Genomic DNA, 24,754 nt, shown 5'->3' with positions numbered 1-24,754 from the left:
GGTGGCGGAACGGTTCATCAACCGGCCGGGCCGACCGGAGCCGATACGCATGCCGGCGGGCTGATGCTTGCCGTCGACGCGGGCAACAGCAAGACCGACGTGGCGCTGGTCGGCGCGGACGGGACGGTGCTGGCGACGGCCCGCGGCGGCGGTTTCCAGCCGCCGGTGGTCGGCGTCGCGCGGGCCGTCGGCGACCTGGCGGCGCTGGTGGAAGCGGTACGGGAACGGGCCGGCGTCACCGGGCCGGTGAGCCAGGTGTCCGCCTACCTGGCCAACGCCGACCTGCCCGTAGAGGAGGCGGAGCTGGCCGCGGAGATCACCTCGTACGGCTGGGCCCGTACGGTCACCGTCGCCAACGACACCTTCGCGCTGCTGCGCACCGGGCTGTCGGACCGCGGCGAACCGGTCGGCGTCGCGGTGGTGTGCGGCGCCGGCATCAACTGCGTGGGCCTGGGACACGACGGCCGCACCGCCCGGTTCCCGTCCATCGGGCGGATCTCCGGCGACTGGGGCGGTGGCGGGCACCTTGCCGAGGAGGCGCTGTGGTGGGCGGCGCGGGCCGACGACGGGCGCGGCGAGCCGAGCGCGCTGGCCCGCGAGGTTCCGGCCCACTTCGGGCTGACCACCATGCCGGAGCTGATCGAAGCGCTCCACCTGGGGCGCATTCCCCGGGAGCGCCGTTTCGGGCTGACGCCGCTGCTGTTCGAAGTGGCCGCGTCCGGCGACGCGGTGGCGCGGGCCCTGGTGCAGCGGCAGGCGGAGGAGATCGCGCTGCTGGCGTCGGTGGCGCTGGGCCGGCTGGACCTACTGGACGAGCCGACGCCGCTGGTCCTGGGCGGCGGCGTACTGGCCGCCCGGCACCCGCTCCTGCACGACGAACTGGCCCGCCTGCTGGCGGAGCGGGCCCCGAAGGCGGAACCGCGCGTGGTCACGGAGCCCCCCGTACTGGGCGCGGCCCTGCACGCACTGGACCGGGCCGGAGCGGGGGCGGAGGCGTATGAGCGGGTCCGGGAGGGGTTTGGCGGGGGTGGGGCAGGGGGTTGAGGAGCGGGCGGTGTGGGGAGCTGAGGAGGGGCTTGGCGGGGGGATCTTTCCGGCTGGCGGGGTTCTTCCGGCCGCCGGGGCCCTTCCGCCTGCCGGGCCCTTCCGGCCGCCGGGCTCCTTCCGCCTGGCGGGATCCTTCCGCCCGCCCCGATCGTTCCCCCACTCGGGGGAGTTGTCAGGCGGGATCGTTTCGGCGGCGGGAGCGTTGCCCAGCGCCTCGGCCCCCGACGCGACCGCCGTCCGCCCTCCCACGTACAGGCCGGGTGGGACCCGTCGGGGGGCGGGTTCCGCCCTCGCCTTCCGGCCGCTGGCGGGTGCTGCCCGCGCCTCGCGGCCGGGAGCGAGCTCGGTCCGGGCCCCGCGGCCGAGGCGGGTTCCGCTCACGCCTCGCAGTCGGGAGCGGGTTCCGTCCGTGCCCAGCGGCCAGAGTCCGGATTCCCCGCCGTATACGGCGATTTCCGTACACGCGTGTCCTTTCGGGAACCGTTACCGACGAGCCGTGCGTGGTGGAGGGCGGGGGAACACGGATGCCCGCCGGGCGGGAGGGTTCGGCGGGGCCCGATCCGCACATGATCCAGGCAATAACGGTGTGGTTGTCAGTCCCTGCGGCCATACTGACTGCTGGCCGTGCAACTGTTCCCGTGCGCCCGTCGCACGGGGCCGGGGCCGCCGTCCGCGACCAGGGGGAGGTTCCGTGTCCAACCCGCAGACCGGCACTGCGCCGCCGTCCGGCCACGCCCCCGTCCCCGGCCCCTCCGCCGCCGGTTCGGGCACCTTCGCGGGGCCCGGTTCCGCCCTCTCTTCGGGTACGGGCGCGGGTGCGGGTGCCGTCCGGCGGCGTACGGCATGGGCCGACGGCGTGGACCAGCTGCGGGCCGCCGCCACGACCGAGCCCGGCCGGCTGCGGATCATCGGGGCCGTACTGGCCTTCCTGGTCGTGGCGTTCGGTGCCGCGACGGCCTGGCAGGTCACCGACCGGGCCGCTGCCGCGCGCGACGTGGTGGAGCGCAGCCAGCCCCTGAGCGCGGACGCCGCGGACATCTACCGCTCCCTCGCCGACGCCGACACCACCGCCGCGAGCGGCTTCCTGGCGGGCGGCAAGGAGACCCAGGCCACCCGCAACCGGTACGAGGCCGACATCGCCATGGCCGCGCGGCTGCTGGCCAAAGCAGCGTCCAACACGAGCGGTTCGGACACCGCCGCCCGCCAGATCGGGAAGCTCAACAGCCTCCTCCCCCGGTATACGGGCCTGGTCGAGACGGCCCGCACCAACAACCGCCAGGGCCTCCCCCTCGGCGGCGCCTACCTGCGCTACGCCAACGCGCAGATGCGCGGCGAACTCCTCCCGGCGGCTCGTGAGTTGTACGTGGCCGAGACGGCGCACCTCAGGGCGGACTACGACTCGGCGAAAGCGTGGCCCTGGCTGGCGCTCTCCGCCGGCGTGGTGGCGCTCGGCGCTCTCGTCTGGGCCCAGCGGCGCAACTATCGCCGCACGAACCGGGTGTTCAACCACGGCCTGCTGGCGGCCACGACCGCGTCCGCCGTCGTCCTGCTGTGGCTTGCGGTCGGCCATTCCGTGGCCCGCGCGGGCCTGAACACGTCGTACGAGGACGGCGCCCGCTCGCTGAACGTCCTCAACGAGGCGCGCATCGACGCCCTCCAGGCCCGCGGCGACGAGAACCTGACCCTGGTCGCGCGCGGCGCCGTGGTCACCAAGGACCAGCAGGACTTCTACGAGGTCGGCTACCGCACCGGCATGAAGGACCTGGCGGGCGCGGGCCGGAGCGGCGCCGCGGCGGCGGACAGCAAGCTGGGCTCGGCCCTGGCGCTCGCCGACGACGACGCGGGCCGGCGCCCCGTACAGGAAGCGGTCGAGACCGTACGGCAGTGGCAGGCGCGGCATGCCGAGGCCCGCGCCGCCGATGACCAGGGCGACTACGACCGGGCGCTGGCCAAGGTGATCGGCGGCGGCGCGGCGACCGGGCAGTCCTTCGACCGGGTGGACACCCAGCTGGCCGGCGCGCTGGACCACGAGCAGCGACAGCTCAGACAGGCGGCCGACGACGGGCGCGGGGCGCTGACGGGGCTGGTGACGGGCGCCGTGGTGCTGGCCCTCCTGGGGGCGACGGGCGCGGTGCTGGGCATCGGGCGCAGGCTTTCGGAGTACCGGTGATGGGGCGGCCTGGTGATGGGGACATGACGACGCGGGCGAGAGGTTTGCGGAACCTGCGGGCCGCGCTGGCCCCGGTGGCGGCCGGGGTGTGCGTGATGGCGGCGACGGCCGCCGTCCTCATCCCCGTCCTGGGCGGCGGCGACGGCCCGGCGCCCCGCCCCGCGCCGTACGGGACGCACAGCGCCCGCGCCGACGCCGCGGCGGCGGACTGCACCCCCGCCAACGCCGCCGCGAGCCTGCGGCCCTCCCCTGAGGGCGGCCCGGCGGTGGACCGGATCAAGGCCCGGGGGCGGCTGATCGTCGGTGTCGACCAGAACACCTACCGCTGGGGCTACCGCAACCCGGCCACCGGCGATCTGGAGGGCTTCGACATCACCCTGGCGCGGGCGATCGCCGAGGACATCCTCGGCCCCGACCCGAAGATCACGTTCCGGGCGATCCCCACCAGCCAGCGCATTCCCGCGCTCCAGAAGCGCACCGTCGACCTGGTCGTACGGACCATGACGATCAACTGCGCCCGCAAGCGGCAGGTGGCCTTCTCGACCGCGTACTTCCAGGGCGGCCAGCAGGTGCTGGCGCCCATCAACGCGCGGATCACGGGCTTCGACGACTCACTGAAGGGCAAGCGGGTCTGCACGGCGGCCGGTTCGACGGGCGAGACCCGGCTGGCCGAGGAGCGGCACGGCGCCCGGGTCGTGACCGTACCGAACCAGCTCGACTGCCTGGTGCGCCTCCAGCTCGGCGAGGCCGACGCGGTGGTGACGGACAACGCGCTGGCCGCGGCGCAGGCCGCGCAGGACCCGACGGTGCAGCTGAAGGGGAAGCCGTTCACCGACGAGCCGTACGGCGTCGCGGTCAACCGCGCCGACACCGACCTGGTGCGGCGGGTCAACCAGGTGCTGGAGAACTACCGCGAGGGCGGCGGCGGGAGCCGGTGGATGGCCGCCTACAGGCAGTGGCTCCAGGCGGACCTCCCCGGCATATCCAAGGCGCCCGAGCCCCAGTACAGCGACTGATCCGTGCGGGGGCCGGGCGAGCGCCGCGTACGGGGCGGCGCGTGGCGGGACCGGCGATGTGCCGCGTCAACGGGCGGCGCGCGGCGGTGCCGTCGGCAGATGGCGGGGCGAGGCGCCCTGCCATGGAACGGCGTTCGCCCGCCGGTGGCGTCACCATGGACAGAGCCCGCGGGGCACGGAAGGGGGAAGGACGTGAGCACGGGAGGACAGGCGACGCCGCCGGAGGCAGCAGTGCCGCCGGACCGCGGGCGCCGCGACCGCGGGCGCCGCGACCGCAGCCGTACCGCCGTACGACCAGCCGCGACGGACGCGACGGCCGCCGCGCACCACACGCACTTGGAGAGGTGATCGATGGGGGTCCCCGGATCCTTCCCCGGCTCGCCGGGGAAGCCCCACACCCCGGTGATGGACCGGGAGGAGGTGGACCGTGCCCTGGGCCGGCTCGCTGCCGAGTACGAGGCGATCGAGACCTCGCTGCTCGCCCTCCAGGACCACGCGGGCCGCCGCCTCCTGGAGGGCGCCGAACTCACCGGCGTCACCAAGGACCGCTGGGCCGCCACCGAACAGTCCATCACCGTCCTGTGGGCACACTTCGACGCGTACACGGCAGCCCTCACCGCCGCCCGCGAGCTGCGCGCCCGCCGCCGCTGGCCGTCCCCCGACGACCTGGCCGAACTGACCGAACTGCTCCGCGGCGCCCGCGTCACGGTCCCCGGCGCGGCCACCACGGGCACCGCGCAGTTCGGCGGCCCCGCCCGGCTGAGCGAACAGTTCAGCCTGGAGGAACTGGTCGGGCGGATGAACACGCTGTACGCGGCGGCGCTGGACGTCATCGTCTCCGCCGACGCCGTATGGTCCGCGCTGCCCGCCCGGATAGACCTGCTCGCCGCCGAACTGCGGCGCACACTGTCCCTGGCGCGGTCGGTCGGCGTACGCCCAGGGGAGCACCCGGCCGGCGACGACCTGGAGCGGATCACCTACGAACTGACGCAGCTGCGCGCCCAAGTGATCTCCGACCCGCTGGCCTTCTGGTCCCCGGACGCCGACCGCAGCGCCGCGCCCGGCGGCGGCCGCCCGGACACCGCCCGCTACGACCGCGCGGCACGCGCCCTGGAGGACGCCCGGCGGGAGATCGAAGCCGTACTGGACGTACGGCAGGACGCGGAGCGGCGGCTGATGCAGCTGCGCGACGTGCTGTCCCGGGCGGACCGTACGCTCACCGAGGCGCGGCAGGCGCGCGGCGAAGTGCTCGCGAAGATCGCCGCATCCGAGGTGCCCGCCGTCAGCGGCCCGCCCACCGCGCTGCACGAGCAGCTGACCACCGCCGCCGAGTACCGCCGGCACGCCCAGTGGCACCGCCTCTCGCCCCTCCTCGACAGCCTGGAACAGCGCGCCGAGGACGAACTGCACCGCGCCCGCGAGTCCCTGACGGCGGTCACCGCGCCGCTGGCCGTACGGGCCGAGCTGCGCGGGCGCCTGGACGCGTACAAGGCCAAGGCCGCGCGGCACGGCCTGGCCGAGGACCCGCTGCTGACCGAGCGGTACGACGTCGCGCGGCGCATGCTGTGGAGCGCGCCGTGCGACCTGCGGGCGGCCGAGCACGCGGTGCTGCGCTACCAGCAGGCGGTGGCCGAGGCACTGCTGCCGCCGGACCCGGGCCCCGGACCGGCGGACGGACCACAGGGGGAAGCATGACCGAGGAGCACACCGGCGGCGCCCCGTGCCAGCGGCGCGACTGCCCCGGCACATACGAGGACGTGGGCGCCGGCGAACTGTACTGCGACACGTGCGGACTGGCCCCGGTCGTGTCGCCGGACGGGATGGTGGGGTCGCCGCCTACGGGGGTTACGGCGGGGCGGAGGGGCCGGGACTGGGGTTCGGGGGGTGGCGGTTCTCAGGGGTCTGAGGGCTCCGGGGGTTCCGCGGGCTCCGGGGGCACAGGCCCCGACGGCTCCGGATCCACCGGCTCCGCCTCCGGCGAAGGCCGGACCTCCGCTTCCGCGCGTTCCGCGACCTCGCGCCGCTCCGTCTCCGGCCGGCTCTCCCGCTCCCTGTCGGGCACCTCGACGCGCTCGATGCCGGTGTCCGTGCGCAGCGCCGGCCGCGGCAGCGGCTCCGGACCGGCGCGCGGGCGGCTGGGCGCCGGGCTGGTGTCGGTGCCGGAGGTGCCGCGGCCCGATCCGCGTACGGCCGTCCTGGAGAACCCGGAGGTCCCCGAGCGCAAGCGGTTCTGCAGCCGTAGCGACTGCGGCGCCCCGGTGGGGCGGGCGCGCGGCGACCGGCCCGGCCGTACGGAAGGTTTCTGCACCAAGTGCGGCCACCCGTACAGCTTCGTGCCCAAGCTGCGCCCCGGCGACGTGGTGCACGGCAGCTACGAGGTCGTCGGCTGTCTGGCGCACGGCGGCCTGGGCTGGATCTACCTGGCCATCGACCGCGCGGTCTCCGACCGCTGGGTGGTCCTCAAGGGCCTGCTGGACACCGGCGACGAGGAGGCGCTGGCGGCGGCCGCGTCCGAGCGCCGCTTCCTCGCCGAGATCGAGCACTCCAACATCGTCCGCATCTACAACTTCGTCGAGCACCTGGACCGTACGACCGGCAGCCTGGACGGCTACATCGTCATGGAGTACGTCGGCGGCAAGTCCCTCAAGGACATCGCCAACGAACGGCGCACACCGCACGGGCGCCGCGACCCGCTGCCGGTCGAGCAGGCGTGCGCGTACGGCATCGAGGCCCTGGAGGCGCTCGGCCACCTGCACAGCCGCAACCTCCTGTACTGCGACTTCAAGGTCGACAACGCCATCCAGCAGCACGACCAGCTCAAGCTGATCGACATGGGCGCGGTCCGCCGGATGGACGACCACGAGAGCGCGATCTACGGCACGATCGGCTACCAGGCGCCCGAGGTCGCCGAGTCGGGCCCGTCCGTCGCCTCCGACCTCTACACGGTCGCGCGCACCCTCGCCGTGCTCACCTTCGACTTCCAGGGCTACACGAACGTCTTCGTGGACTCGCTGCCCGACCCGGACCACATCGAGGTCTTCCGTACGTACGAGTCCTTCTACCGCCTCCTGGTACGGGCCACCGACCCCGATCCGGCGCGGCGCTTCTCCTCGGCGGAGGAGATGGCGGAGCAGCTGACGGGGGTGCTGCGGGAGGTCGTGGCGCTCCAGACGGGCGAGCAGCGGCCCTCGCTGTCCACGCTGTTCGGGCCGGAGCTGCGCGTCGTGGACACGGATGTGGTGGCGCGGGCGGAGGGGGACACCTCCCTGCTGGGTGCCCGTACGGTGGCGGCCGGACGGCGCCGGGCGGGCGCCAACGGGCGTACGGCGTGGCCGTTTCGACCGGGCCGTCGCTCCGGGAACGCGGTCGTCGGTCCGGCCACCGGCATCGGTGCCCCGGGCGAGATCGGCGGCGGGGGGCCTTCCGGCGTCCCGGCCACCGTCGGCGGTACGGGATCCGGCAGCGGTTCGGGCATCGTGGCCGGCCCGGTCGCGGCCCCGGCCGGGCGGGGCACCCAGCCCGCCGTTCCCGCCCAGGTCGCGTACGAGATCACCTCGGCGACCGGCCCGCGGGCGGAGGCCGGCGGGGCGCGCGGTGCGCCCGTGCTGCGCCCGCTCGACATCGGGCTGGCCGTCCTCGCCCTGCCCGTACCGCGCGTCGATCCCGCCGACCCGAACGCGGGCTTCCTGGCCGGGCTGCTGGCCGCCGCCCCCGCCGAGCTGATCGGCGCGCTGCGCGCGGCCCCCGCCGACACCATAGAGACGCGGCTGCGAAAACTGCGCGCCCACTTGGAGATGGGCGACGGCGCAGCGGCCCTGCGCGAACTGCACGCCATCGAGGCGGAGCCCGACCGGGACTGGGCGGCGGACTGGCGGGTCGTCTGGTACCGCGGCCTGGTGGCGCTGACGAACGACGACCGCGAGACGGCGGCGCTGTCGTTCGACGCGATGTACGACGCGTTCCCCGGGGAGTCCGCGCCGAAGCTGGCGCTCGGCATCTGCGCCGAGGTGCTGGGCCAGCTCGACAACGCGGCGGAGTACTACCGGCTGGTGTGGGCGGCCGACCACAGTTATGTGAGCGCGGCGTTCGGGCTGGCGCGGGTGCGGCTCGCGGAGGGTGACCGGGCCGGCGCGGTGGCCGCGCTCGAATCCGTACCGGAATCCTCCATTCACTACACTGCCGCGCGCATCGCGGCGATCCGGGCCCGGCTGCGGCAGCGCTCCGCCAAGGACGCACTCCTGGAGGACCTGCGGGCGGCGGCCGGGGAGGTCGAGCGGCTGGCGGAGTCCGGGCTGGACGCGGAGCGCCGCGAGCGGCTGACGACCGAGGTGCTGGGCTGCGCGCTCGACTGGGTACTCTCCGGTAGCCGCGGTGCCGAGCAGCGGGGGCGTACATTGCCGTCCGGGGCTCAGGACCCCGGTTCCGGCGGCACCGCCGCCCGGCCCGGTCTGCTCGGCAGCGCACTGGACGAACGCGGCCTGCGCTTCGGCCTGGAGCGGTCGTTCAGACTGCTCGCGCGGCTGGCGCAGCGCGGCGAGGAAAGGATCGAGCTGGTGGAACGGGCCAACCGCTTCCGCCCCAGGACGTGGGTGTGACATGGGTGTGACAGGGCCGTTCCGGTGTGCGAGCTGCGACGAGCCGCTCGAACCGGGGGACAACTACTGCGGGTTCTGCGGCGCCGACGTCGTGGCCCCCGCCGGACCGGACGGTACCGGTGACCGCCCTACGGTCCCGCTGGGTGACGCCGCGGGACATGCCGCGCCCGGAGCGGCGGGACCGGCGGGGTCGGTGACGCTGCCGGCGGGGTTCTTGATGCCGGGGGCGGTGGAGGCGGGAGGTTCGGGACAGGCGGCCGGTCCGGGCGAGGTTTCGGGGCCGGTCCAGGCTCCGGAGCCGGTCCAGGCCCCCGGCCCGGTTCCGCCGCCCGTGCCGGTGGCCGCTCCCACGCCGAGCCCGGCTCCGCCGTACGCGCACTCCGCCGCGTACGGTGCGCAGACGCCCGCGTACGGTTCGCAGACGCCCGCGTACGGCGCCCGGACCGCCGCGTACGGTACGCAACCCCCTTCCGCACACGGCGCCCAGGCCGGGCATGACGGCAACGCCCCATACGCGCCCGGCGCGACCGCCCACCCGAACGGCGCGGCGCCCGGCCCGCACGCCCCCGTACCACCACCTCCGCCCGGCTACGCGCCCGGTGGACCGCAGGCGGACGCGCAGTCGCGGCCACCGCACGCGGAGGCGAGCGTTCCGCCGTCGTCCGGCCCCGCGCCGGGCCCGCACGGTGACGCGCCGGATCCCCGGGTCGTCGGTTACGGCGCCGGTGCCGAGTCTTCGCACGGCCCTTCGGGCGACCGTACGCCCGGCGCGTCGGGGGAACCGGTGCAGCCTCCCCAGTCACCGGGGGCACCGCTGCCGACCGGTCCGGCCTCCTCCCCCGAGCACCAGACCCCCGCCCAGGGCACCCGTATCTGCTCGGTGTGCCACGCGGGGACGGTCGCCCAGGACGGCTACTGCGAGAACTGCGGGCACGCGCAGCCCCGCGAGCGCGACCACATGGAACGGGAACTGCCGGGCGTGGCGGCGGTCAGCGACCGGGGCCACCGCCACCACCGCAACGAGGACTTCTTCGCGATCTCCGAGGGGACGCTGCCGGACGGTTCGCCCGCGGTGCTCGCGGTCGTCTGTGACGGTGTCTCCTCCGCGTCCCGGCCCGACGACGCGTCCGCCGCCGCTTCCGGGACGGCGGCCCGGTCGCTGCTGGCCGCCCTGCCTGCCGGTACGCATCCGCAGCGGGCCATGCACGACGCGATCATCGCCGCCGCCAAGGCCGTCAACGCCCTGGCCGCCGCGCCCCACCAGCCCCAGCAGCACGACCCGTACCGTCAGCAGAACGCGCCCGCCTGCACGTTCGTCGGCGCGGTGGTCGGCGGCGGGCTGCTCGTCATCGGCTGGGTCGGCGACAGCCGCGCGTACTGGATCCCCGACGACCGCAGCGCCGCCCCCGTCCGCCTCACCGAGGACGACTCGTGGGCAGCGCAGATGGTCGCCAACAACCTGATGTCGGAGGCCGAGGCGTACGCCGACGACCGCGCGCACGCGATCACGGGCTGGCTGGGCGCGGACGCCTACGAACTGGAGCCGCACACCGCTTCCTTCAAGCCCGACGGACCGGGTGTAGTGGTGGTGTGCACGGACGGGCTGTGGAACTACGCCGAGGCCGCGGAGCAGCTCGCCGCGGTGCTGCCGGCCGACGCCCACGACCGGCCGCTGCACAGTGCGCGGACCCTGGTCGCCCACGCGCTCGCGGGTGGGGGCCACGACAACGTAACGGTGGCGGTAGTGCCGTTCCCGGCGCCACGGTGACGGGCAGGATCGGCCTGAGCATGTGACGTGAGCGTGCCGCCCGCCCGCGCGGCGGCACCGGCGGCCGGAATCCGGGGAGCTTCCGGCCGCGTCCGGACGTTCCATAGAGGCGACCGCCACCGCACCACCACGAGTACGGCGCCAACGGGGGGATGATCACGGGGACTTCCGCCCGACCATGTGTCTCGTCACCGCCGGGCGGCCTCCGCACCGGAGCCGCGCGGCGGACCGAAGGAGCGGAACAGATGGCCAATTTCGCCAAGTCCAGCGTGCCGCGGTTCTCCGCAGAGGTGTACCAGAACGAGTATCTGCCCGAGGGCGGGCGCGAGGTGAACGCCATCGTCACCGTCACCGCCACCGGCGGCGGCACCAGCGGCGGCCTGCCGCTCTTCGCCGCCGGCACGGACGCGGGCGGCCTCGGCGCCGCGCGCGGCCCGGAAAGCGCCGGAGCCGCCCGGCACGCGGGCGTCGTGATCATGGTGGACTGCTCCGGTTCGATGGACTACCCGCCCACCAAGATGCGCAACGCGCGCGAGGCGACCGCCGCCGCGATCGGGACCGTACGGGACGGTGTCGCCTTCGCGGTGGTGGCCGGCACCCACCAGGCCGCCGAGGTGTACCCGGGCGGCGGTCGGCTCGCCACCGCGGACCCGACCACCCGCGCCCAGGCCAGGGAGGCGCTGCGCAAGCTGAGCGCCGGGGGCGGCACCGCCATCGGCACCTGGTTACGGCTGGCCGACCGGCTGCTGACCGACGCGGACGTCGGCATCCGGCACGGCATCCTGCTCACCGACGGCCGCAACGAGCACGAGTCGCCCGAGGACCTGCGCGCCACCCTCGAGGCCTGCGCCGGGCGCTTCACGTGCGACGCCCGCGGCGTCGGTACGGACTGGGAGGTCAAGGAGGTCACCGGCATCGCCGCCGCGCTGCTCGGCACGGCCGACATCGTCGCCGATCCGTCCGGGCTGGCCGCCGACTTCACGCGGATGATGGAGGCCGCGATGGGCAAGGAGGTGGCCGACGTCACCCTGCGGCTGTGGACACCGCAGGGAGCGGAGGTCGCCTTCGTCAAACAAGTGGCACCGTCCGTGGCCGACTTGACCGGCCGCCGTACCGAATCCGGCCCGCGGACCGGCGACTATCCGACAGGTTCCTGGGGCGACGAGTCCCGCGACTACCACCTCTGCGTACGGGTTCCGGCCGCCGGGGTGGGCCAGGAGATGCTGGCCGCGCGGGTCTCCCTCGTCCTCCCCGAGCCCGGCGGGTCCGCACCGCGGACACTGGCGCAGGGTCTCGTACGGGCCGTCTGGACGGACGATATGGCCGCTTCGACCACGATTAACCCCCAGGTCGCCCATTACACGGGACAAGCCGAACTGGCACAGGTCATCCAGCAGGGGCTGGATGCCCGCAAGTCGGGTGATGCGGACGGCGCAACGGCCAAGTTGGGACGAGCCGTACAACTGGCGAGCGCGTCCGGGAACGAGGACACTGCGAAACTGCTTGCGAAGGTGGTGGACGTCGTCGATGCGGCGACCGGTACTGTGCGACTGAAGGCGAAGGTCACGGAGGCGGACGAGATGACGCTCGAAACGCGCTCGACCAAGACAGTTCGCGTCAAGAAATAACAAACTAGACGTACTACCGAACACAATCGGTACTGAGGGGGAAGATCCGACATGCCGACCTGCCCGAACGGCCACCAGTCGGTGGCCGAAGACTGGTGCGAGGTGTGCGGCCACCGGATGGCGGGCGCTGTTCCCCCGCCGCCCTCCCTGCCCGCGGGATTCCTCAACACGCCACCGGCCGGCCAGCCGGCCCCGCAGGGCGGGCCGGGGGCGCAGGGCGGATCCGGCCCTCAGACCGGTCCGGGGCCCCAGGGGGGTCCGGGGCCCCAGGGGGGTCCGGGGCCCCAGGGGGGTCCGGGGCCTCAGGGGGGTCCCGGCGAGACGGGTGGTTCCGGGGCTCCGGGCGGCTTCGGTGGTCCCGGTGACTCCCAGGGCGGGCAGGGTTTCCCCGGCGGCTCTCAGGGTGGGCAAGGTTTCCCCGGCCCCGGCCGGCCCCCGGCACCGGCGCCCCAGAACGCAGCACCTCAGAACGCGGCACCTCCGGCTCAGGCCCCTCAGGGACCGGCGTCTCAGGGACCCGCATCCCAGGGCCCGCCGCCCGCGCCACAGGGTGGGCCCATAGGACAGGGTCCGGCGGCGCAGGGGCCGATGGGCCAGGGCGGCCCCGGCCCGGCGCCCGCGCCCGGTCCGCAGGGCGGCTCCGGCAGCCAGGGCGGACAGGGCGGTTACGGCTTCCCGCCCCCGGCCTCCGGCCCGAGCACCCCGCCGCCTCCCCCTCAGGGTTTCGGCCCCGACCAGTCCGCCCAACCGGGCCCGCCCCCGCCGCCGAACCCGCAGGGCCAGCCCGGTCAGCAGGGCCAGCCGGAGCTGTGCCCGCAGTGCCGTACGCCGCGTGAGGCCATGGCTCCGTTCTGCGAGGAGTGCCGCTACAACTTCCTGACGCACTCGGCGACCTCGTACGCCCCGCCGCCGCCCGCCCCGCACGGCGGCCCCCAGGGCGGGCAGGGTGGTTACGGCTTCCCGCCGCCGCAGCAGGGTCCGCCGACCCCGCCGCAGCAGTACGAGTACCAGGGCTCGCGTCCGTCGCAGATCAACCGTCCCGCCGAACCGCTCGCGCCCGAGCAGTCCGGCCAGTTCGGCATGCCCCCGCAGGGGGGCCAGCAGGGACCGGCCGGCCAGACTGGCCACCCCACTCCGCCTCCCCGGCAGCAGCAGCCGGGCCAGCAGCCCGGCGCGCCCACAGGGCAGCCCGGCCCGACGCTCCCGCCCCGCGCAGCCGACGACGACTGGCCGCTGCCGCCGCCCAGCGCGCAGGCCGCACCTCCGCCGCCCGCGCAGCCGGGTCCGCAGGGCGGCCCGGTGCACAGCCAGGGCGGGCGGGCCGGTCAGGGCACTGGCGGGCAGGGCGGTTACGGCTTCCCGCCGCCGCAGCAGGGCCCGCCGACCCCGCCGCAGCAGCAGGGTCCGTACGAGTCTCAGCAGCCTCCCCAGCAGCAGCCGCAGGCTCCGTTCGAACCCCAGCAGGCCGCGCAACAGGGCCCGCCGCAGGCTCCGTTCGAGCCGCAGCAGACCGCACAACAGGCTCCGTCGCAGGCCCCATTCGAGCAGCAGCAGCCCGGCCCGTTCGGCCAGCCGCCGCAGCAGCCGGGCCCGCAGCAGCAGCCCGAGCAGCAGTGGAACGCCCCTGCTCCGGGCCCTGCCGCGCCGCCCGGTCCGCCGCCGGTCGTCGGTGACGGCTGGGTCGTGGCGATCGCACCGGACCGCGAGTACTTCATGGCCATGATGGGCCGCAGCGGCCCGGAGGCGGCCGGCCTCAACCTGCCCGCGTACTCCCCCGAGCAACAGGTCCCGCTCGCCGGCGGCCAGATCACCATCGGCCGCCGCCGGCACAGCACGGGCGAGTCCCCGGACATCGACCTGGGCCGTCCCCCGGAGGACCCGGGCGTCTCGCACCAGCACGCCCTCCTGGTCCAGCAGCAGGACGGCAGCTGGGCGGTGGTCGACCAGAACTCCACCAACGGCACCACCGTCAACCTCGCCGAGGACCCCATCCAGCCCTACGTCCCCACCCCGCTCCACGAGGGCGACCGCGTCCACGTGGGTGCCTGGACCACGTTGACCGTCCGCCGCGCGTAACAGCGGCACTGGAGAGCGTCGGCAGCAGCACGCGTGCTGCTGCCGACGCTCTTTGATGTCCGGCGAGCGCGCGCCGCGTACAAGATCACCCTCCACCCAACTGCCACCGATGGGGCCCGCCCGGCGAGTCAAGCCAGGCGTACTGCTCGCTCCCGTCCACCGTGACGCCGAAACGCTCACGCCGCGGACGGTCTTCGCGCCGCCACAGGCCGAGGATCTCGTCCAGGGGGAGGCTGCCGGCGGCCAGCGACCACAGGAAGTGGAACCGCTCGTCGCGGAGCGCTTCGCGCGGCAGAGCGTCGCGCGGGGCCCGGCGCCTTCCGCCGGCGGGGGCGGGTTCCGTGCCGGTGGGGGTACGGACAGGGGTGCGCAGCGGTACGAAGTACGCGGGCGTGGCCAGGAAGCGGCCCTCCGCCCGTACGGCTTCGGGCTCCGTGACCCGGAGCGCGATCAGCCCGGTGGCGAGCGGGGCCAGGACGAGCGCACCGGCCGTGCACTGTTCGATCCACGCGGTGGGGACGGACGGCAGCGCGCAGGTGGCGATGATCCGGTCGTACGGTGCCCGCTCCGGGCAGCCGAGGGCGCCGTCGCCGGTCACCACGGCGGGCCGGTATCCGGCCGCGGCCAGCCGGTCCCGTGCCGGGCCGGTGATCTCCTCGTCCAGGTCGACCGTGGTCACCCGGTCCGTGCCCAGCCGGTGCGCCATCAGGGCCGCGTTGTAGCCGGTGCCGGTACCGACCTCCAGGACGCGGCACCCGCTGCCGGTCCCCTCCCGCTCCCCGACCCGCAGATCCTCCAGCATCATGGCCATCAGCGACGGCTGGCTGCTGGAGGACACCAGCTCGCCGTCCCGCATGTACGTCGCCAGCGCCGTGTCCGTATAGACGCCCTCCAGCCAGCGCGCCCGCCGGTCCGGATCGTGGTCGGAGCCGGACAGCCGCTGGTAGCCGCGGGCCGTGGCCACGAAGAAGTACGGCACGAACAGGTGCCGCGGCACCTCCTCGAAGGCCGCGCGCCACCGCGGGTCCCCCAGGTGACCGCCCGCCCTGATCTGCCGGACCAGCTCGGCGCGTGCCGCGGCCGTCGGTTCGCGGTCCGACCGGGGACCGGGCTCTGTACCGCTCATGTCCCCACTGTCCTACGTCGCAGGTCCTCGGCCGAGCCGTCCGGCACCGCCGAGCCGTCTGACACCATGGACGGGTGAACAAGATTCCGCGCGGCACGCTTCAGGAACAGACTTTTTACGAGCAGGTCGGCGGCGAGCCGACCTTCCGCCGCCTGGTGCACCGCTTCTACCAGGGGGTGGCCGAGGACCCGCTGCTGCGGCCGATGTACCCGGAAGAGGATCTGGGACCGGCCGAGGAGCGCCTCGCGCTCTTCCTCATGCAGTACTGGGGCGGACCCCGCACATACAGCGACAACCGCGGTCACCCGCGCCTGCGCATGCGGCACGTTCCGTTCAAGGTCGACCGCGCCGCCCACGACGCCTGGCTCAAGCACATGCGGGACGCGGTGGACTCCCTGGAGCTGTCCCCCGAGCACGAGACGCAGCTGTGGAACTACCTGACGTATGCGGCGGCTTCGATGATCAATGCCGCTGATTGAGCGTTCACTGATCGATACTGACCGTTCGCTGAACGGTACGGCTGGCTGTGCTGGGCATGGGGCTCGAAGCCATCAGGGCCGGGTACGGAAGTGATCTCCGTACCCGGCCCTGACGCACGTCCAAGGCGGCTGCCCGTCCTCCTCAGGCCGGCATGACCGGCAGCGCGGCCGTCCCGCCCGTACGCACCGCGACCGATCCGTACGGCGTCCGCAGCCGCAGCCAGCCGCCCGCGGCCAGCAGCGTCAGCGACGGCGGCTCGGCCAGCGCGGCCCCGGCGGCGTGTCCGGTGCCCGGGTGGCCGTGACCGCCCGCCTGCGCTTCGGCCCGTACGGGACGCAGGAAGCCCAGGGACTGCGCGGCGTGTGCGGCGCGCAGCGGCAGGTGGGTGTCGCCCAACGTACGGGACCAGATCTCGCGCCCGATGCGGTCGCGCTCGGCGCGCGTACGGCGCTCCGGCGGCAGCGCCTCGTCCCGGGCACGGAACTCGGCGACGGCCAGCGCCACGGTCCGGCCGAGCGCCTGCGGCGACGGCAGCCCGGGCACCTGCTGCCAGCCGCCGCGCGGCGGCAGGACCCCGGCCCACGGCGGGCCGGTGACGGGGGCGGGCAGCGTCAGGCTGTCCGTCGGCTCGTCGATGCCTTCGAGCAGGTCACCGGCGGACACCGTGAGGTCGAGACCGGCGCCGGGCAGGGCCGCGGCCGGCGCCAGGCGGGCCGTACGGATCGCCAGCACCTCGAAGGACGGCGGGCGGCCGAACACCGCGAGCACGCCGTCCCCGGCCTGCAACCGCACCGCGGCGGCACGGTCGTAGTGGATCAGCCGGGCCAGGAAGGCGGCGAGATCCGCCGCCTCCCCGGCATCGGCCAGGCGCAGCGCCGTCATGCGGCGACGGCCCCCTCCTGCTGCTTCGCGTCGTCACCGGCGCCGTCGTCCAGGTACTCCCGGAGGAACGACTTCTCCTCCGCGGTGATCCGGCGGGGCCGCTGCTGGGCGAAGTCGTAGGGGACGACCACGGTCGAGGCGCGGACGTACACCGTCTCCTCGTCCTTGATCTCGTACGCGATCGTCATCGACGCGGCGCCGATCTTCGTCACCCACGACTCGACGGTCACCGGCGCGTGCCGGTGCACCAGCGGCCGTACGTAGTCGATCTCGTGGCGGGCCACCACGGACCCGCCCGAGAAGGACGCGCTGCCCTCGCCCGGCGCCAGCCGCCACATGAAGTCGATCCGCGCCTCTTCGAGGTAGCGGACGAACACCGCGTTGTTGACGTGGCCGAAGGCGTCCATGTCCGACCAGCGCAGCGGGCAGGAGTAGAGGTGTCGCACGCGGCTCAGCCCCGGGTGAGCTTCTTGTACGTGGCACGGTGCGGACGGGCCGCGTCCGGGCCCAGCCGCTCGACCTTGTTCTTCTCGTACGACTCGAAGTTGCCCTCGAACCAGAACCACTTGGAGTCGCCCTCGTACGCCAGGATGTGCGTGGCGACGCGGTCCAGGAACCAGCGGTCGTGGGAGACGACCACGGCGCAGCCGGGGAACTCCAGCAGCGCGTTCTCCAGCGAGGACAGGGTCTCGACGTCGAGGTCGTTGGTGGGCTCGTCGAGGAGCAGCAGGTTGCCGCCCTGCTTGAGGGTCAGCGCCAGGTTCAGGCGGTTGCGCTCACCGCCGGAGAGCACACCGGCCGGCTTCTGCTGGTCCGGGCCCTTGAAGCCGAACGCCGACACATAGGCGCGGGACGGCATCTCGACCTGGCCGACGTTGATGTAGTCCAGCTCGTCCGACACCACGGCCCACAGGGTCTTCTTGGGGTCGATGTTGGAGCGGTTCTGGTCGACGTAGGAGATCTTGACCGTGTCGCCGACCTTGATGCTGCCGGAGTCCGGCTCCTCCAGGCCCTGGATCATCTTGAACAGCGTGGTCTTGCCGGCGCCGTTCGGGCCGATCACGCCGACGATGCCGTTGCGCGGGAGGGTGAACGACAGGTCGTCGATCAGGACCTTGTCGCCGAACGCCTTGTTCAGGTGCTCGACCTCGACCACGACGTTGCCCAGACGCGGGCCCGGCGGGATCTGGATCTCCTCGAAGTCCAGCTTCCGGGTCTTCTCCGCCTCGGCCGCCATCTCCTCGTAACGGGTCAGACGGGCCTTGGACTTGGCCTGACGGCCCTTGGCGTTGGAGCGCACCCACTCCAGTTCTTCCTTCAGACGCTTCGCACGCTTGGCGTCCTTCTGGCCCTCGACCTTCAGGCGGGTCTGCTTCTTGTCGAGGTAGGTGGAGTAGTTGCCCTCGTACGGGTGCGCACGGCCGCGGTCGAGCTCAAGGATCCACTCGGCGACGTTGTCGAGGAAGTACCGGTCGTGGGTGACGGCGACGACGGTGCCGGCGTACTTGGCGAGGTGCTGCTCCAGCCACTGCACGGACTCGGCGTCCAGGTGGTTGGTGGGCTCGTCGAGGAGCAGCAGGTCGGGGGCCTCCAGCAGCAGCTTGCACAGCGCCACGCGGCGGCGCTCACCACCGGAGAGGTTGGTGACCGGCCAGTCGCCGGGCGGGCAGCCCAGCGCGTCCATGGCCTGCTCCAGCTGGGTGTCCAGGTCCCAGGCGTTGGCGTGGTCCAGGTCCTCCTGGAGCTTGCCCATCTCCTCCATCAGCGCGTCGGAGTAGTCGGTCGCCATCAGCTCGGCGACCTCGTTGAAGCGCTTGAGCTTGTCCATGAGCTCGCGGGCGCCGTCCTGGACGTTCTCCAGGACCGTCTTGGACTCGTCCAGCGGCGGCTCCTGGAGGAGCATCCCGACGGAGTAGCCCGGGGACAGGAACGCGTCGCCGTTCGACGGCTGCTCAAGACCCGCCATGATCTTCAGTACCGTCGACTTGCCGGCGCCGTTGGGCCCCACGACACCGATCTTCGCGCCAGGCAGGAAGTTCAGCGTCACGTCGTCAAGGATGACCTTGTCGCCGTGCGCCTTGCGCGCCTTGCGCATCGTGTAGATGTACTCAGCCAAGAGAAACCGTCCGGCAGTCTGGATCTGTCATGGTCAATGCGGCTCCGCCGCGTGGGCCGATGAGCGGCTCCGCCGCGCGAGGGCAGATACACCCCATCTTGCCGTACGGCCAGCCCACGATGGAAACGAGTACCTTACGGAGCCGGGGCCGGGGGTGTTTGCGGGGGTGTGAGCGGGGGCGCAAAAGCGGGGGTCCGGCTGGGCGTGCCGTGTCCTGGGCCTGCCGGCCGCCATGATCGGGAGTCCGCGCCGCCGCCGTGATCGGGAGGGGGTCCGGCCCTCCCTACCCTTCCCTGCCCCTTCCTTTCGCGTCCCGTCCGGGCCCGCCGCCGCATACGACGGCCGCCCTCCGTGGCCGAGGAGCCGTTTCGGCTCGGCTACGGAGGGCGGTGCGTGGGGTGCGTACGGTTACGGGTCGGGGGGGGCGTGCGGTCACGGTTTCGGTCCCGAGTCCGCGTGCGATCGCGGTTACGGTCCGGGTCCGCGTGCGGTCGCGGTTGCGGTCCGAGTTCCGCGTACGGTCTCGGGCTCGGCGGGCCGCCGCTCTCACGTGGTGGGCGGGTGTGGCCGCTCACGCCGGGGGCGGCTCGCGCTCCATCGGTCCGGGCGGCTGCTCACCCGACTCCGTCGGCCCGGCCGGCTGATCATCCCAACTCCGTCGATCCGGCCGCCGGATCACTCCCACTGCGCCGGTCCGGCCACCGGGGTGCTCTCGCACTCCGATGGCCGGATGACATCCGCGCCGTGCTTACTGGGTGACGCCCGCCTTCTTCTTACGGAGGAAGAAGACCGCGCCGCCGCCGACCACGACCAGCGCGACCGCGACGCCCGCGATCACCGGGGTGGCGCTGCTGGAGCCGGTCTCGGCGAGGTCGCCGCCGCCGGTGGTGCCGTTGGTGCCGGAGCTGCTGCCGCCGGCCGTGGCCGGGCTGGGCTGCGACGAGGGCTTACCGGGGGTGGTGCCGGCGGTCTTGCAGTCGAGGACCCCGGTGAAGGTCTTCGTGAAGCCGCCCTCGCCCTTGATCGTGATCTCGTACGCCTGGTCCTCGCCGACCGGGACGGTGATCGTCTCGGACTTGCCCGGCGCGATCACGTGCTCCTTGCCGGAGAGCTGGAAGCGGAACGGCGCGTCGCCCTTGTTGGTGGCCGTGACGTCCACGCCGCCCTTGGCGCAGTCCTTCTCCGCGGTGACGGCCGGGGCCGCGCCCTGCTTCTTCCAGGAGGCGGTGGCGGTCGCGGTCGCGGTGGACTCGCTGGAGCCGGCCAGGATCATGGTCTGGCTCTTGACGCGACCGACGCTGCCGGTGAAGGCCCGGCCGACCGACACCTTCGTGGCGGCCTGGGCGGTCAGCGACATGGCGCCGTCCTTCGTGCCGGCCGGCACGTCGAAGAAGAGCTTGGTGCCGTTGGACGCCTTGGTGACGGGCTTGCCGTCCGCACCGACCACCTTCACGCCGGCGGGGGCACCGGCGGCCGGGGAGACGGTGACGCTGCCGGCGTTGGTGTGCACCGTGACCGGGCCGAGCTTGCTGCCGGACTTGCCGGAGACGGCCGGCGGGTCCAGCTTCAGCGACGCCTCGGGCTCGGAGAGGCTCTGCGCGCTCTTCTCCAGGTAGTCGGCGAGCTTCTCGGCCGCGGGGTCGACGGCGTCGACCTTGACGTGGTCGGAGAAGCGCCAGATCGCGACCTGCGTACCGGCAGCAGCGGTCTTCTCGCTCAGGCTCGGCGCACCGGCCTTCTTGGCGAGCGAGGCCAGGTCGTTCACCTGGGGGTACGAGTTCTGCAGGATCCAGCGGATCTTGCCGGCGTCCTTGTTGTCGTGCAGCGAGGACGCGCTCCAGGGCACCTCCTGGTACTTCGCCATCTGCTGCGTCGGCGTGCTGATGTCGATGCAGTACGTCTGGAGGATGCCGCCGTGGTCGACCTTCATCTCGAAGAGTCCGGCGCCGATCTCCTGGTCGCGGCCGTTGGCGTGGAGCACCGCCTGGCCGTAGGTCTTCAGACCGTCCAGCGTCGCGCTGGCGCCCCCGTGAGCGGGCGTCGTCTCGTCCGCGGCAGCGGGACCCGCGGTCGCTATCGCACCCGCCGCGACCAGGCCCGACGCCAGGACCGCGGCGGCAAGGCGGGCTGCGCCCCGCCTCTTCACTGAAATCATGAATTTCCCCTCTGGGCGAGGCGGGATCGATTGGGGAGAAGCCTCGCCGGAATGAACCCAAGGAACTCAACAGCCGAATACATCAGCCCCCGTGAGTACTCGTGAGTACCCGTCGGATCCTAGAGAGCGGGCGCAACAGGGTCCCCCGTAATACCGTCCCATAAGCGATCCGAATCGCAATCGTTATCGACTACACCCCACTTGACCTGGCATTATCGACAAATCTCCGGGACTTTCCGGGCACTGACGCCTTCTCAGGCTTATCGCTCACCGAGGTGGCCGGGGCGGTACCGGAAGTGGTAAAGAGACGGCTCCCGGTGGCGCTCCGATCACGCATTGTCAGGCCCCGGCAACAGCGTCCTCCGAAGCGGGGATTGCGGCCGGTACGCCGCGGCCGTCCACATCCGGCGGTGACTTGTCGCCCAATTCGACGCCGGTGCGCGGGGGCGGGCTGCTGCCGCCCACAGACCCGGATGCCGCTCCGGCCGCTTCCCCGGGTTCTGTCCCAACTGCCGTCCCGGGCAGCGGGCCGACCGCCGGCTCCGGAGACGTCCAGTCAGGTTCGTTCGGTACGCGATCCAGCGGCGCCTGCGGTGCCGACCCACGCGGAGGCGGTGGGACCGGTGGCGCCGGCGCCCGAACCTCGGGCACCCACCCTTCGGCGGACGGCACCATCGCCTCCATACGCGGCCGGACGACCCGACGCCACGCGGAGGTGCCGCGCGTCAGGTCGTGCCCGACCGCCACCGCGTCGACCTCGACCGACACCCGCCGCTGTCCGCCCTTGTCCTCGGGCAGTTCCCGATCCCACACCCGCATGCGGCCGTGTACGACGAGGGGTTCGCCGCGTGAGACCGACGCGGCGACGTTGTCCGCGAGCGTCCGCCACGCGCGGACCGTGTAGAAGCTCGTGTCGCCGTCGACCCAGCAGCAGCGCTCCTTGTCCCAGCGCCGCGTGGAGGTCGCCAGGCGGAACCGCACCATCGGAACGCCCGCCGTGGTCTGCCGGTGCTCCACCGCCGTCGCGGCGTTCCCCACCAGCGTCACCATCGTGTCGTACATCGTCATCAACTCCCCCGTCACAGGCCCCCGGCGGGCCCCCGGCCCGGTCCCGGGCCTGTTCGCGTGGGACCCATGCTGCACGGATTCGCCGATGCCCGCCGGGGCCTGTGCGTTACCGCCGAGTTGTGGACAACTCCGTCACCCGACCGGGTTGCCCACCCCGACGGGCCGTCACCGTCGCGCCCCCGCTCACAACCCCGCCGCCACCGCGTACTGCTCCCGCACCTCCCGGTAGCGCAACAGCTCGGCGGCGACCGGTTCCAGCACCGCGGCCCGTCCGCAGACCGCCGCTGCCGTACGCAGCCGCCGCTCCGCCTCCTGGCCGTACCGGCGGGCCGGACCGCGCCCCGCCACGCCGCACGCCCACGACAGCGCCGGGCCGCCCGCCGTCCCGATGCCCGCCACCAGCAGCGCGGAGAACCACTCCCCCGCCTCGACCGCGCCCACCGCCACAGCCAGCAGCCACAACACCCCGGTCACCTGCAACAACGCCAGCAGCCCCTGTGCGACGCCGGCCACCGACCACCACCGCGGCCGTACCTGCGGCCCGGCCCGAAGCGCTCCCTCGGAGACCGCGGCCGCCCGGTCCAGCGCCTCCGGCAGCCCCTCGGCGCCCCGGGTCGCCGCCTCGCGCACCGCCTGCGCCCAGGGCCCGGGCAGCCCCTCCGCCGCCTCCCCCGCCACGGTCCGTACGGCCTGTTCCACCAGCGGCCGCGCCGTCGCCCGCCCGTCCACCGGAACCCAGCCGCCCACCGTCGCGCACGCCTCGTCCCCGCCCGCGTCCACCTCCGTACACGCGTCCCGGTGCCAGAGCCGCGACGCCCCCGTACGTCCCGGACTCGTACGCCCGCCGCCCGGCCGTCCGCCCCGGCCGCGCGCCCCCGCCCGTCTGCGCAGCCGTAGCCGCGACCAGGGCGTGCCGCACGCCCGCTCCGCATGCCGCAGCCAGTCGCGCTCCGCCGCGCTCCCCATCGCTCCGGCGCCGACCGCCTCGGCGAGCCAGTCCTCGAACTCCTCCCGGGCGGGTTCGGTCAGCCCGTACCGCCCGTCCGTCACGTACGCGGGCCACAACCGGCCCGCCGCCGCGTCCACGTCCGCGGTCAGCCGCCGGTCCGCGGCGCCCCGCTCCGCGACGAACTGCCGCAGGGTCTCCCGCAGCTCTCCGACGCCCTCCCCCGTGGCCGCCGACAGCGCCAGTACGGCCGCGCCCGGTTCGCCGTGCTCCCCGAGGGCCAGCCCGTCCTCGTCCAGCAGCCGGCGCAGGTCGTCCACCACCTGTACGGCGGCGTCTCCCGGCAGCCGGTCCACCTGGTTGAGTACGACGAACGTGACCTCGGCATGGCCCGCCAGCGGCCGCAGATACCTTTCGTGCAGCACCGCGTCCGCGTACTTCTCCGGATCGACGACCCAGATCACCGCGTCCACCAGTTCCAGCATCCGGTCGACCTGCTCGCGGTGCCCGACGGCTGCCGAGTCGTGATCGGGGAGGTCCAGGAGGACAAGGCCGGGCAGTGCGGGGGCGCCGGGTGCCGGCGCGTACCGGCGGCGCGCCGACACGCCGAGCCGGTCCAGCAGCGCTTCCGCGCCCGGCCATCCGCCGGACCACACACACGCCACCGGTTCCGCGGTCGTCGGCCGGCGCGCGCCCACGTCCGACCGGTCCGCGCCCACGAGCGCGTTGAACAGCGACGACTTGCCACTGCCGGTTGCCCCGGCGACCGCGACGACGGTGTGCTCACCGGACAGCTGGTACCGCTCGTCCGCCGCGTCCAGCACGCGCCCCGCCTCCGCCAGCGTGGCCCCATCCAGCCGCGTCCGGGACAGCCCGATCAGCTCACGCAGGGCATCCAGCCGCGGCCGCAGCCGCTCCGCCGGGGAACGCCGCTTCCTGGAGGGCGCGGGCCCGTACTCCTGCATCTCCGGCAGGCGGTCCCGTCTGCCCCGCGGCTCCTGTACGGGCTCCCCCGTCTCCTTCAGTACGGACAGTACGGCTTCGAGTTCGTTCTCCCCCTCATCCTCCCACTCCTGCCAGTCACGCTGCCTGCGCCACTCGTCGTCGTCCAGCCACTCGTCCTGCGCGAGCCACTGGTCCCGCTCGTCCCACTCCTGCGACTCGGCCCAGTCCCGCCACGCAGGGCGCCCTCCGCCGCGCGACTCCGCCCCCGCTTCCGGGGCGGGGCGGCGCCCAGCGCCGTGCTTCGTGTCGGGGCCGTTCGCACGGCGGGCGATCAGGCCGTCGTTCCAGGAGGTGGTGGAAGTGTCGGGGGCGCTGGGGGGCGGGGTGGTTTCCGGGGTTGGGGGATCTGAGTGCGGGGCGGTGGCCTCTGAGGTCGGGGCAGGGGCGGAGGTGTCCGAGTCGGAGGCGTCCGAGCAGGAGGCGGGGCTCGGGTGCGGGTCCGGGGCCGGGCTGGAACTCGGGTCCGGCGCCGTTCCACCCCGAGCGGACATCGTTGCGTCGGTGCCCGTCACCGCTTCGGCGCCCACCGTCACTCCGCTGCTCGTCCCCCGTTCCTGGGCAGCCGCTGCCGTCGGCTCCGCGACCCAACCCGTCTCCCGGCCGGGCTCCACAACCGGCTCGGGCTCACCCTCGGGTGCGCTCTCGTGTACGCCATCCCCACCCGAACGCCCTACAG

General features: G+C 73.9%; 16 protein-coding genes. 9 read left to right on the top strand and 7 right to left on the bottom strand.

The features are described 5' to 3' along the window. The first annotated feature begins 63 nt into the window (after positions 1 to 63). The 8 genes from CP984_RS26600 to CP984_RS26565 all read left to right on the top strand — a co-directional run bounded on the left by CP984_RS26600 (position 64) and on the right by CP984_RS26565 (position 14,300). Positions 64 to 1,044 (top strand): N-acetylglucosamine kinase, encoded by a 981-nt coding sequence (locus CP984_RS26600; protein ID WP_003982422.1) that lies wholly within the window; start codon positions 64 to 66, stop codon positions 1,042 to 1,044. 694 nt (positions 1,045 to 1,738) lie between these two features. Next, complete coding sequence (locus tag CP984_RS26595) at positions 1,739 to 3,217, top strand: hypothetical protein (RefSeq protein ID WP_003982421.1); 1,479 nt, start codon at positions 1,739 to 1,741, stop codon at positions 3,215 to 3,217. Positions 3,218 to 3,240: 23 nt separating this feature from the next. Continuing rightward, a complete protein-coding gene (locus CP984_RS26590; protein ID WP_030179692.1) occupies positions 3,241 to 4,233 on the top strand; it encodes a glutamate ABC transporter substrate-binding protein in 993 nt (330 codons plus the stop codon). Between the two features lie 351 nt (positions 4,234 to 4,584). Further along, complete coding sequence (locus CP984_RS26585; RefSeq protein ID WP_003982419.1) at positions 4,585 to 5,928, top strand: hypothetical protein; 1,344 nt, start codon at positions 4,585 to 4,587, stop codon at positions 5,926 to 5,928. Continuing rightward, positions 5,925 to 8,828 carry a serine/threonine-protein kinase gene (locus tag CP984_RS26580; RefSeq protein ID WP_030179688.1) on the top strand — a complete coding sequence of 968 codons (2,904 nt, stop codon included), beginning with the start codon at positions 5,925 to 5,927 and terminating at the stop codon, positions 8,826 to 8,828. The genes CP984_RS26585 and CP984_RS26580 overlap by 4 nt, the downstream gene beginning before the upstream one ends. A gap of 1 nt (position 8,829) precedes the next feature. Then, complete coding sequence (locus CP984_RS26575; RefSeq protein WP_003987357.1) at positions 8,830 to 10,596, top strand: protein phosphatase 2C domain-containing protein; 1,767 nt, start codon at positions 8,830 to 8,832, stop codon at positions 10,594 to 10,596. Between the two features lie 245 nt (positions 10,597 to 10,841). Next, complete coding sequence (locus CP984_RS26570; RefSeq protein ID WP_030179684.1) at positions 10,842 to 12,224, top strand: vWA domain-containing protein; 1,383 nt, start codon at positions 10,842 to 10,844, stop codon at positions 12,222 to 12,224. Positions 12,225 to 12,812: 588 nt separating this feature from the next. Continuing rightward, on the top strand, positions 12,813 to 14,300 hold the full coding sequence (locus CP984_RS26565) for an FHA domain-containing protein (protein ID WP_078955464.1): 1,488 nt from the start codon (positions 12,813 to 12,815) through the stop codon (positions 14,298 to 14,300). An 85-nt stretch (positions 14,301 to 14,385) separates the two neighbouring features. Here CP984_RS26565 and CP984_RS26560 read toward each other — a convergent pair whose 3' ends face one another. After that, a complete protein-coding gene (locus tag CP984_RS26560; RefSeq protein WP_003987372.1) occupies positions 14,386 to 15,426 on the bottom strand; it encodes a methyltransferase domain-containing protein in 1,041 nt (346 codons plus the stop codon). A gap of 74 nt (positions 15,427 to 15,500) precedes the next feature. Here CP984_RS26560 and CP984_RS26555 point away from each other — a divergent pair, with 74 nt between their 5' ends. Beyond that, positions 15,501 to 15,905: a globin gene (locus CP984_RS26555; RefSeq protein ID WP_003987371.1), complete on the top strand. Its 405-nt coding sequence runs from the start codon at positions 15,501 to 15,503 to the stop codon at positions 15,903 to 15,905. Between the two features lie 142 nt (positions 15,906 to 16,047). On the opposite strand, the gene CP984_RS26550 is transcribed toward CP984_RS26555, so the two are convergent. The 6 genes from CP984_RS26550 to CP984_RS26520 form a co-directional block, all read right to left on the bottom strand. Continuing rightward, on the bottom strand, positions 16,048 to 16,788 hold the full coding sequence (locus CP984_RS26550; RefSeq protein WP_030179678.1) for a hypothetical protein: 741 nt from the start codon (positions 16,786 to 16,788) through the stop codon (positions 16,048 to 16,050). Then, the gene (locus tag CP984_RS26545) at positions 16,785 to 17,234 is read right to left on the bottom strand and encodes an acyl-CoA thioesterase (RefSeq protein ID WP_003980085.1); all 450 of its coding nucleotides are present in this window, start codon (positions 17,232 to 17,234) and stop codon (positions 16,785 to 16,787) included. Before CP984_RS26545 ends, CP984_RS26550 begins: the two co-directional genes overlap by 4 nt. 5 nt (positions 17,235 to 17,239) lie before the next feature. Next, positions 17,240 to 18,904, bottom strand: coding sequence for an energy-dependent translational throttle protein EttA (gene ettA / locus CP984_RS26540; RefSeq protein WP_003980086.1), 1,665 nt, complete (start codon positions 18,902 to 18,904; stop codon positions 17,240 to 17,242). A 748-nt stretch (positions 18,905 to 19,652) separates the two neighbouring features. Next, positions 19,653 to 21,059 carry an LAETG motif-containing sortase-dependent surface protein gene (locus CP984_RS26530; protein WP_030179671.1) on the bottom strand — a complete coding sequence of 469 codons (1,407 nt, stop codon included), beginning with the start codon at positions 21,057 to 21,059 and terminating at the stop codon, positions 19,653 to 19,655. A 339-nt stretch (positions 21,060 to 21,398) separates the two neighbouring features. Then, the gene (locus tag CP984_RS26525; RefSeq protein ID WP_003980088.1) at positions 21,399 to 22,127 is read right to left on the bottom strand and encodes a single-stranded DNA-binding protein; all 729 of its coding nucleotides are present in this window, start codon (positions 22,125 to 22,127) and stop codon (positions 21,399 to 21,401) included. 183 nt (positions 22,128 to 22,310) lie between these two features. After that, the gene (locus CP984_RS26520; protein WP_078575603.1) at positions 22,311 to 24,569 is read right to left on the bottom strand and encodes a YfjP family GTPase; all 2,259 of its coding nucleotides are present in this window, start codon (positions 24,567 to 24,569) and stop codon (positions 22,311 to 22,313) included. Positions 24,570 to 24,754 lie beyond the last annotated feature (185 nt).

Origin of the sequence: Streptomyces rimosus (assembly GCF_008704655.1) — a bacterium.
GTDB classification, from domain to species: domain Bacteria; phylum Actinomycetota; class Actinomycetes; order Streptomycetales; family Streptomycetaceae; genus Streptomyces; species Streptomyces rimosus.
This window is presented reverse-complemented; position numbering and strand designations above follow the sequence as displayed.

What these genes read in the sequence shown, in the direction of transcription:
- CP984_RS26600 (WP_003982422.1), top strand. Translation starts at nt 64, where the DNA reads ATGCTTGCCGTCGACGCGGGCAACAGCAAGACCGACGTGGCGCTGGTC.
- CP984_RS26590 (WP_030179692.1), top strand. Translation starts at nt 3,241, where the DNA reads ATGACGACGCGGGCGAGAGGTTTGCGGAACCTGCGGGCCGCGCTGGCC.
- CP984_RS26585 (WP_003982419.1), top strand. Translation starts at nt 4,585, where the DNA reads ATGGGGGTCCCCGGATCCTTCCCCGGCTCGCCGGGGAAGCCCCACACC.
- CP984_RS26580 (WP_030179688.1), top strand. Translation starts at nt 5,925, where the DNA reads ATGACCGAGGAGCACACCGGCGGCGCCCCGTGCCAGCGGCGCGACTGC.
- CP984_RS26575 (WP_003987357.1), top strand. Translation starts at nt 8,830, where the DNA reads ATGGGTGTGACAGGGCCGTTCCGGTGTGCGAGCTGCGACGAGCCGCTC.
- CP984_RS26570 (WP_030179684.1), top strand. Translation starts at nt 10,842, where the DNA reads ATGGCCAATTTCGCCAAGTCCAGCGTGCCGCGGTTCTCCGCAGAGGTG.
- CP984_RS26565 (WP_078955464.1), top strand. Translation starts at nt 12,813, where the DNA reads ATGGGCCAGGGCGGCCCCGGCCCGGCGCCCGCGCCCGGTCCGCAGGGC.
- CP984_RS26560 (WP_003987372.1), bottom strand. Translation starts at nt 15,426, where the DNA reads ATGAGCGGTACAGAGCCCGGTCCCCGGTCGGACCGCGAACCGACGGCC.
- CP984_RS26550 (WP_030179678.1), bottom strand. Translation starts at nt 16,788, where the DNA reads ATGACGGCGCTGCGCCTGGCCGATGCCGGGGAGGCGGCGGATCTCGCC.
- CP984_RS26530 (WP_030179671.1), bottom strand. Translation starts at nt 21,059, where the DNA reads ATGATTTCAGTGAAGAGGCGGGGCGCAGCCCGCCTTGCCGCCGCGGTC.
- CP984_RS26525 (WP_003980088.1), bottom strand. Translation starts at nt 22,127, where the DNA reads ATGACGATGTACGACACGATGGTGACGCTGGTGGGGAACGCCGCGACG.
- CP984_RS26520 (WP_078575603.1), bottom strand. Translation starts at nt 24,569, where the DNA reads ATGTCCGCTCGGGGTGGAACGGCGCCGGACCCGAGTTCCAGCCCGGCC.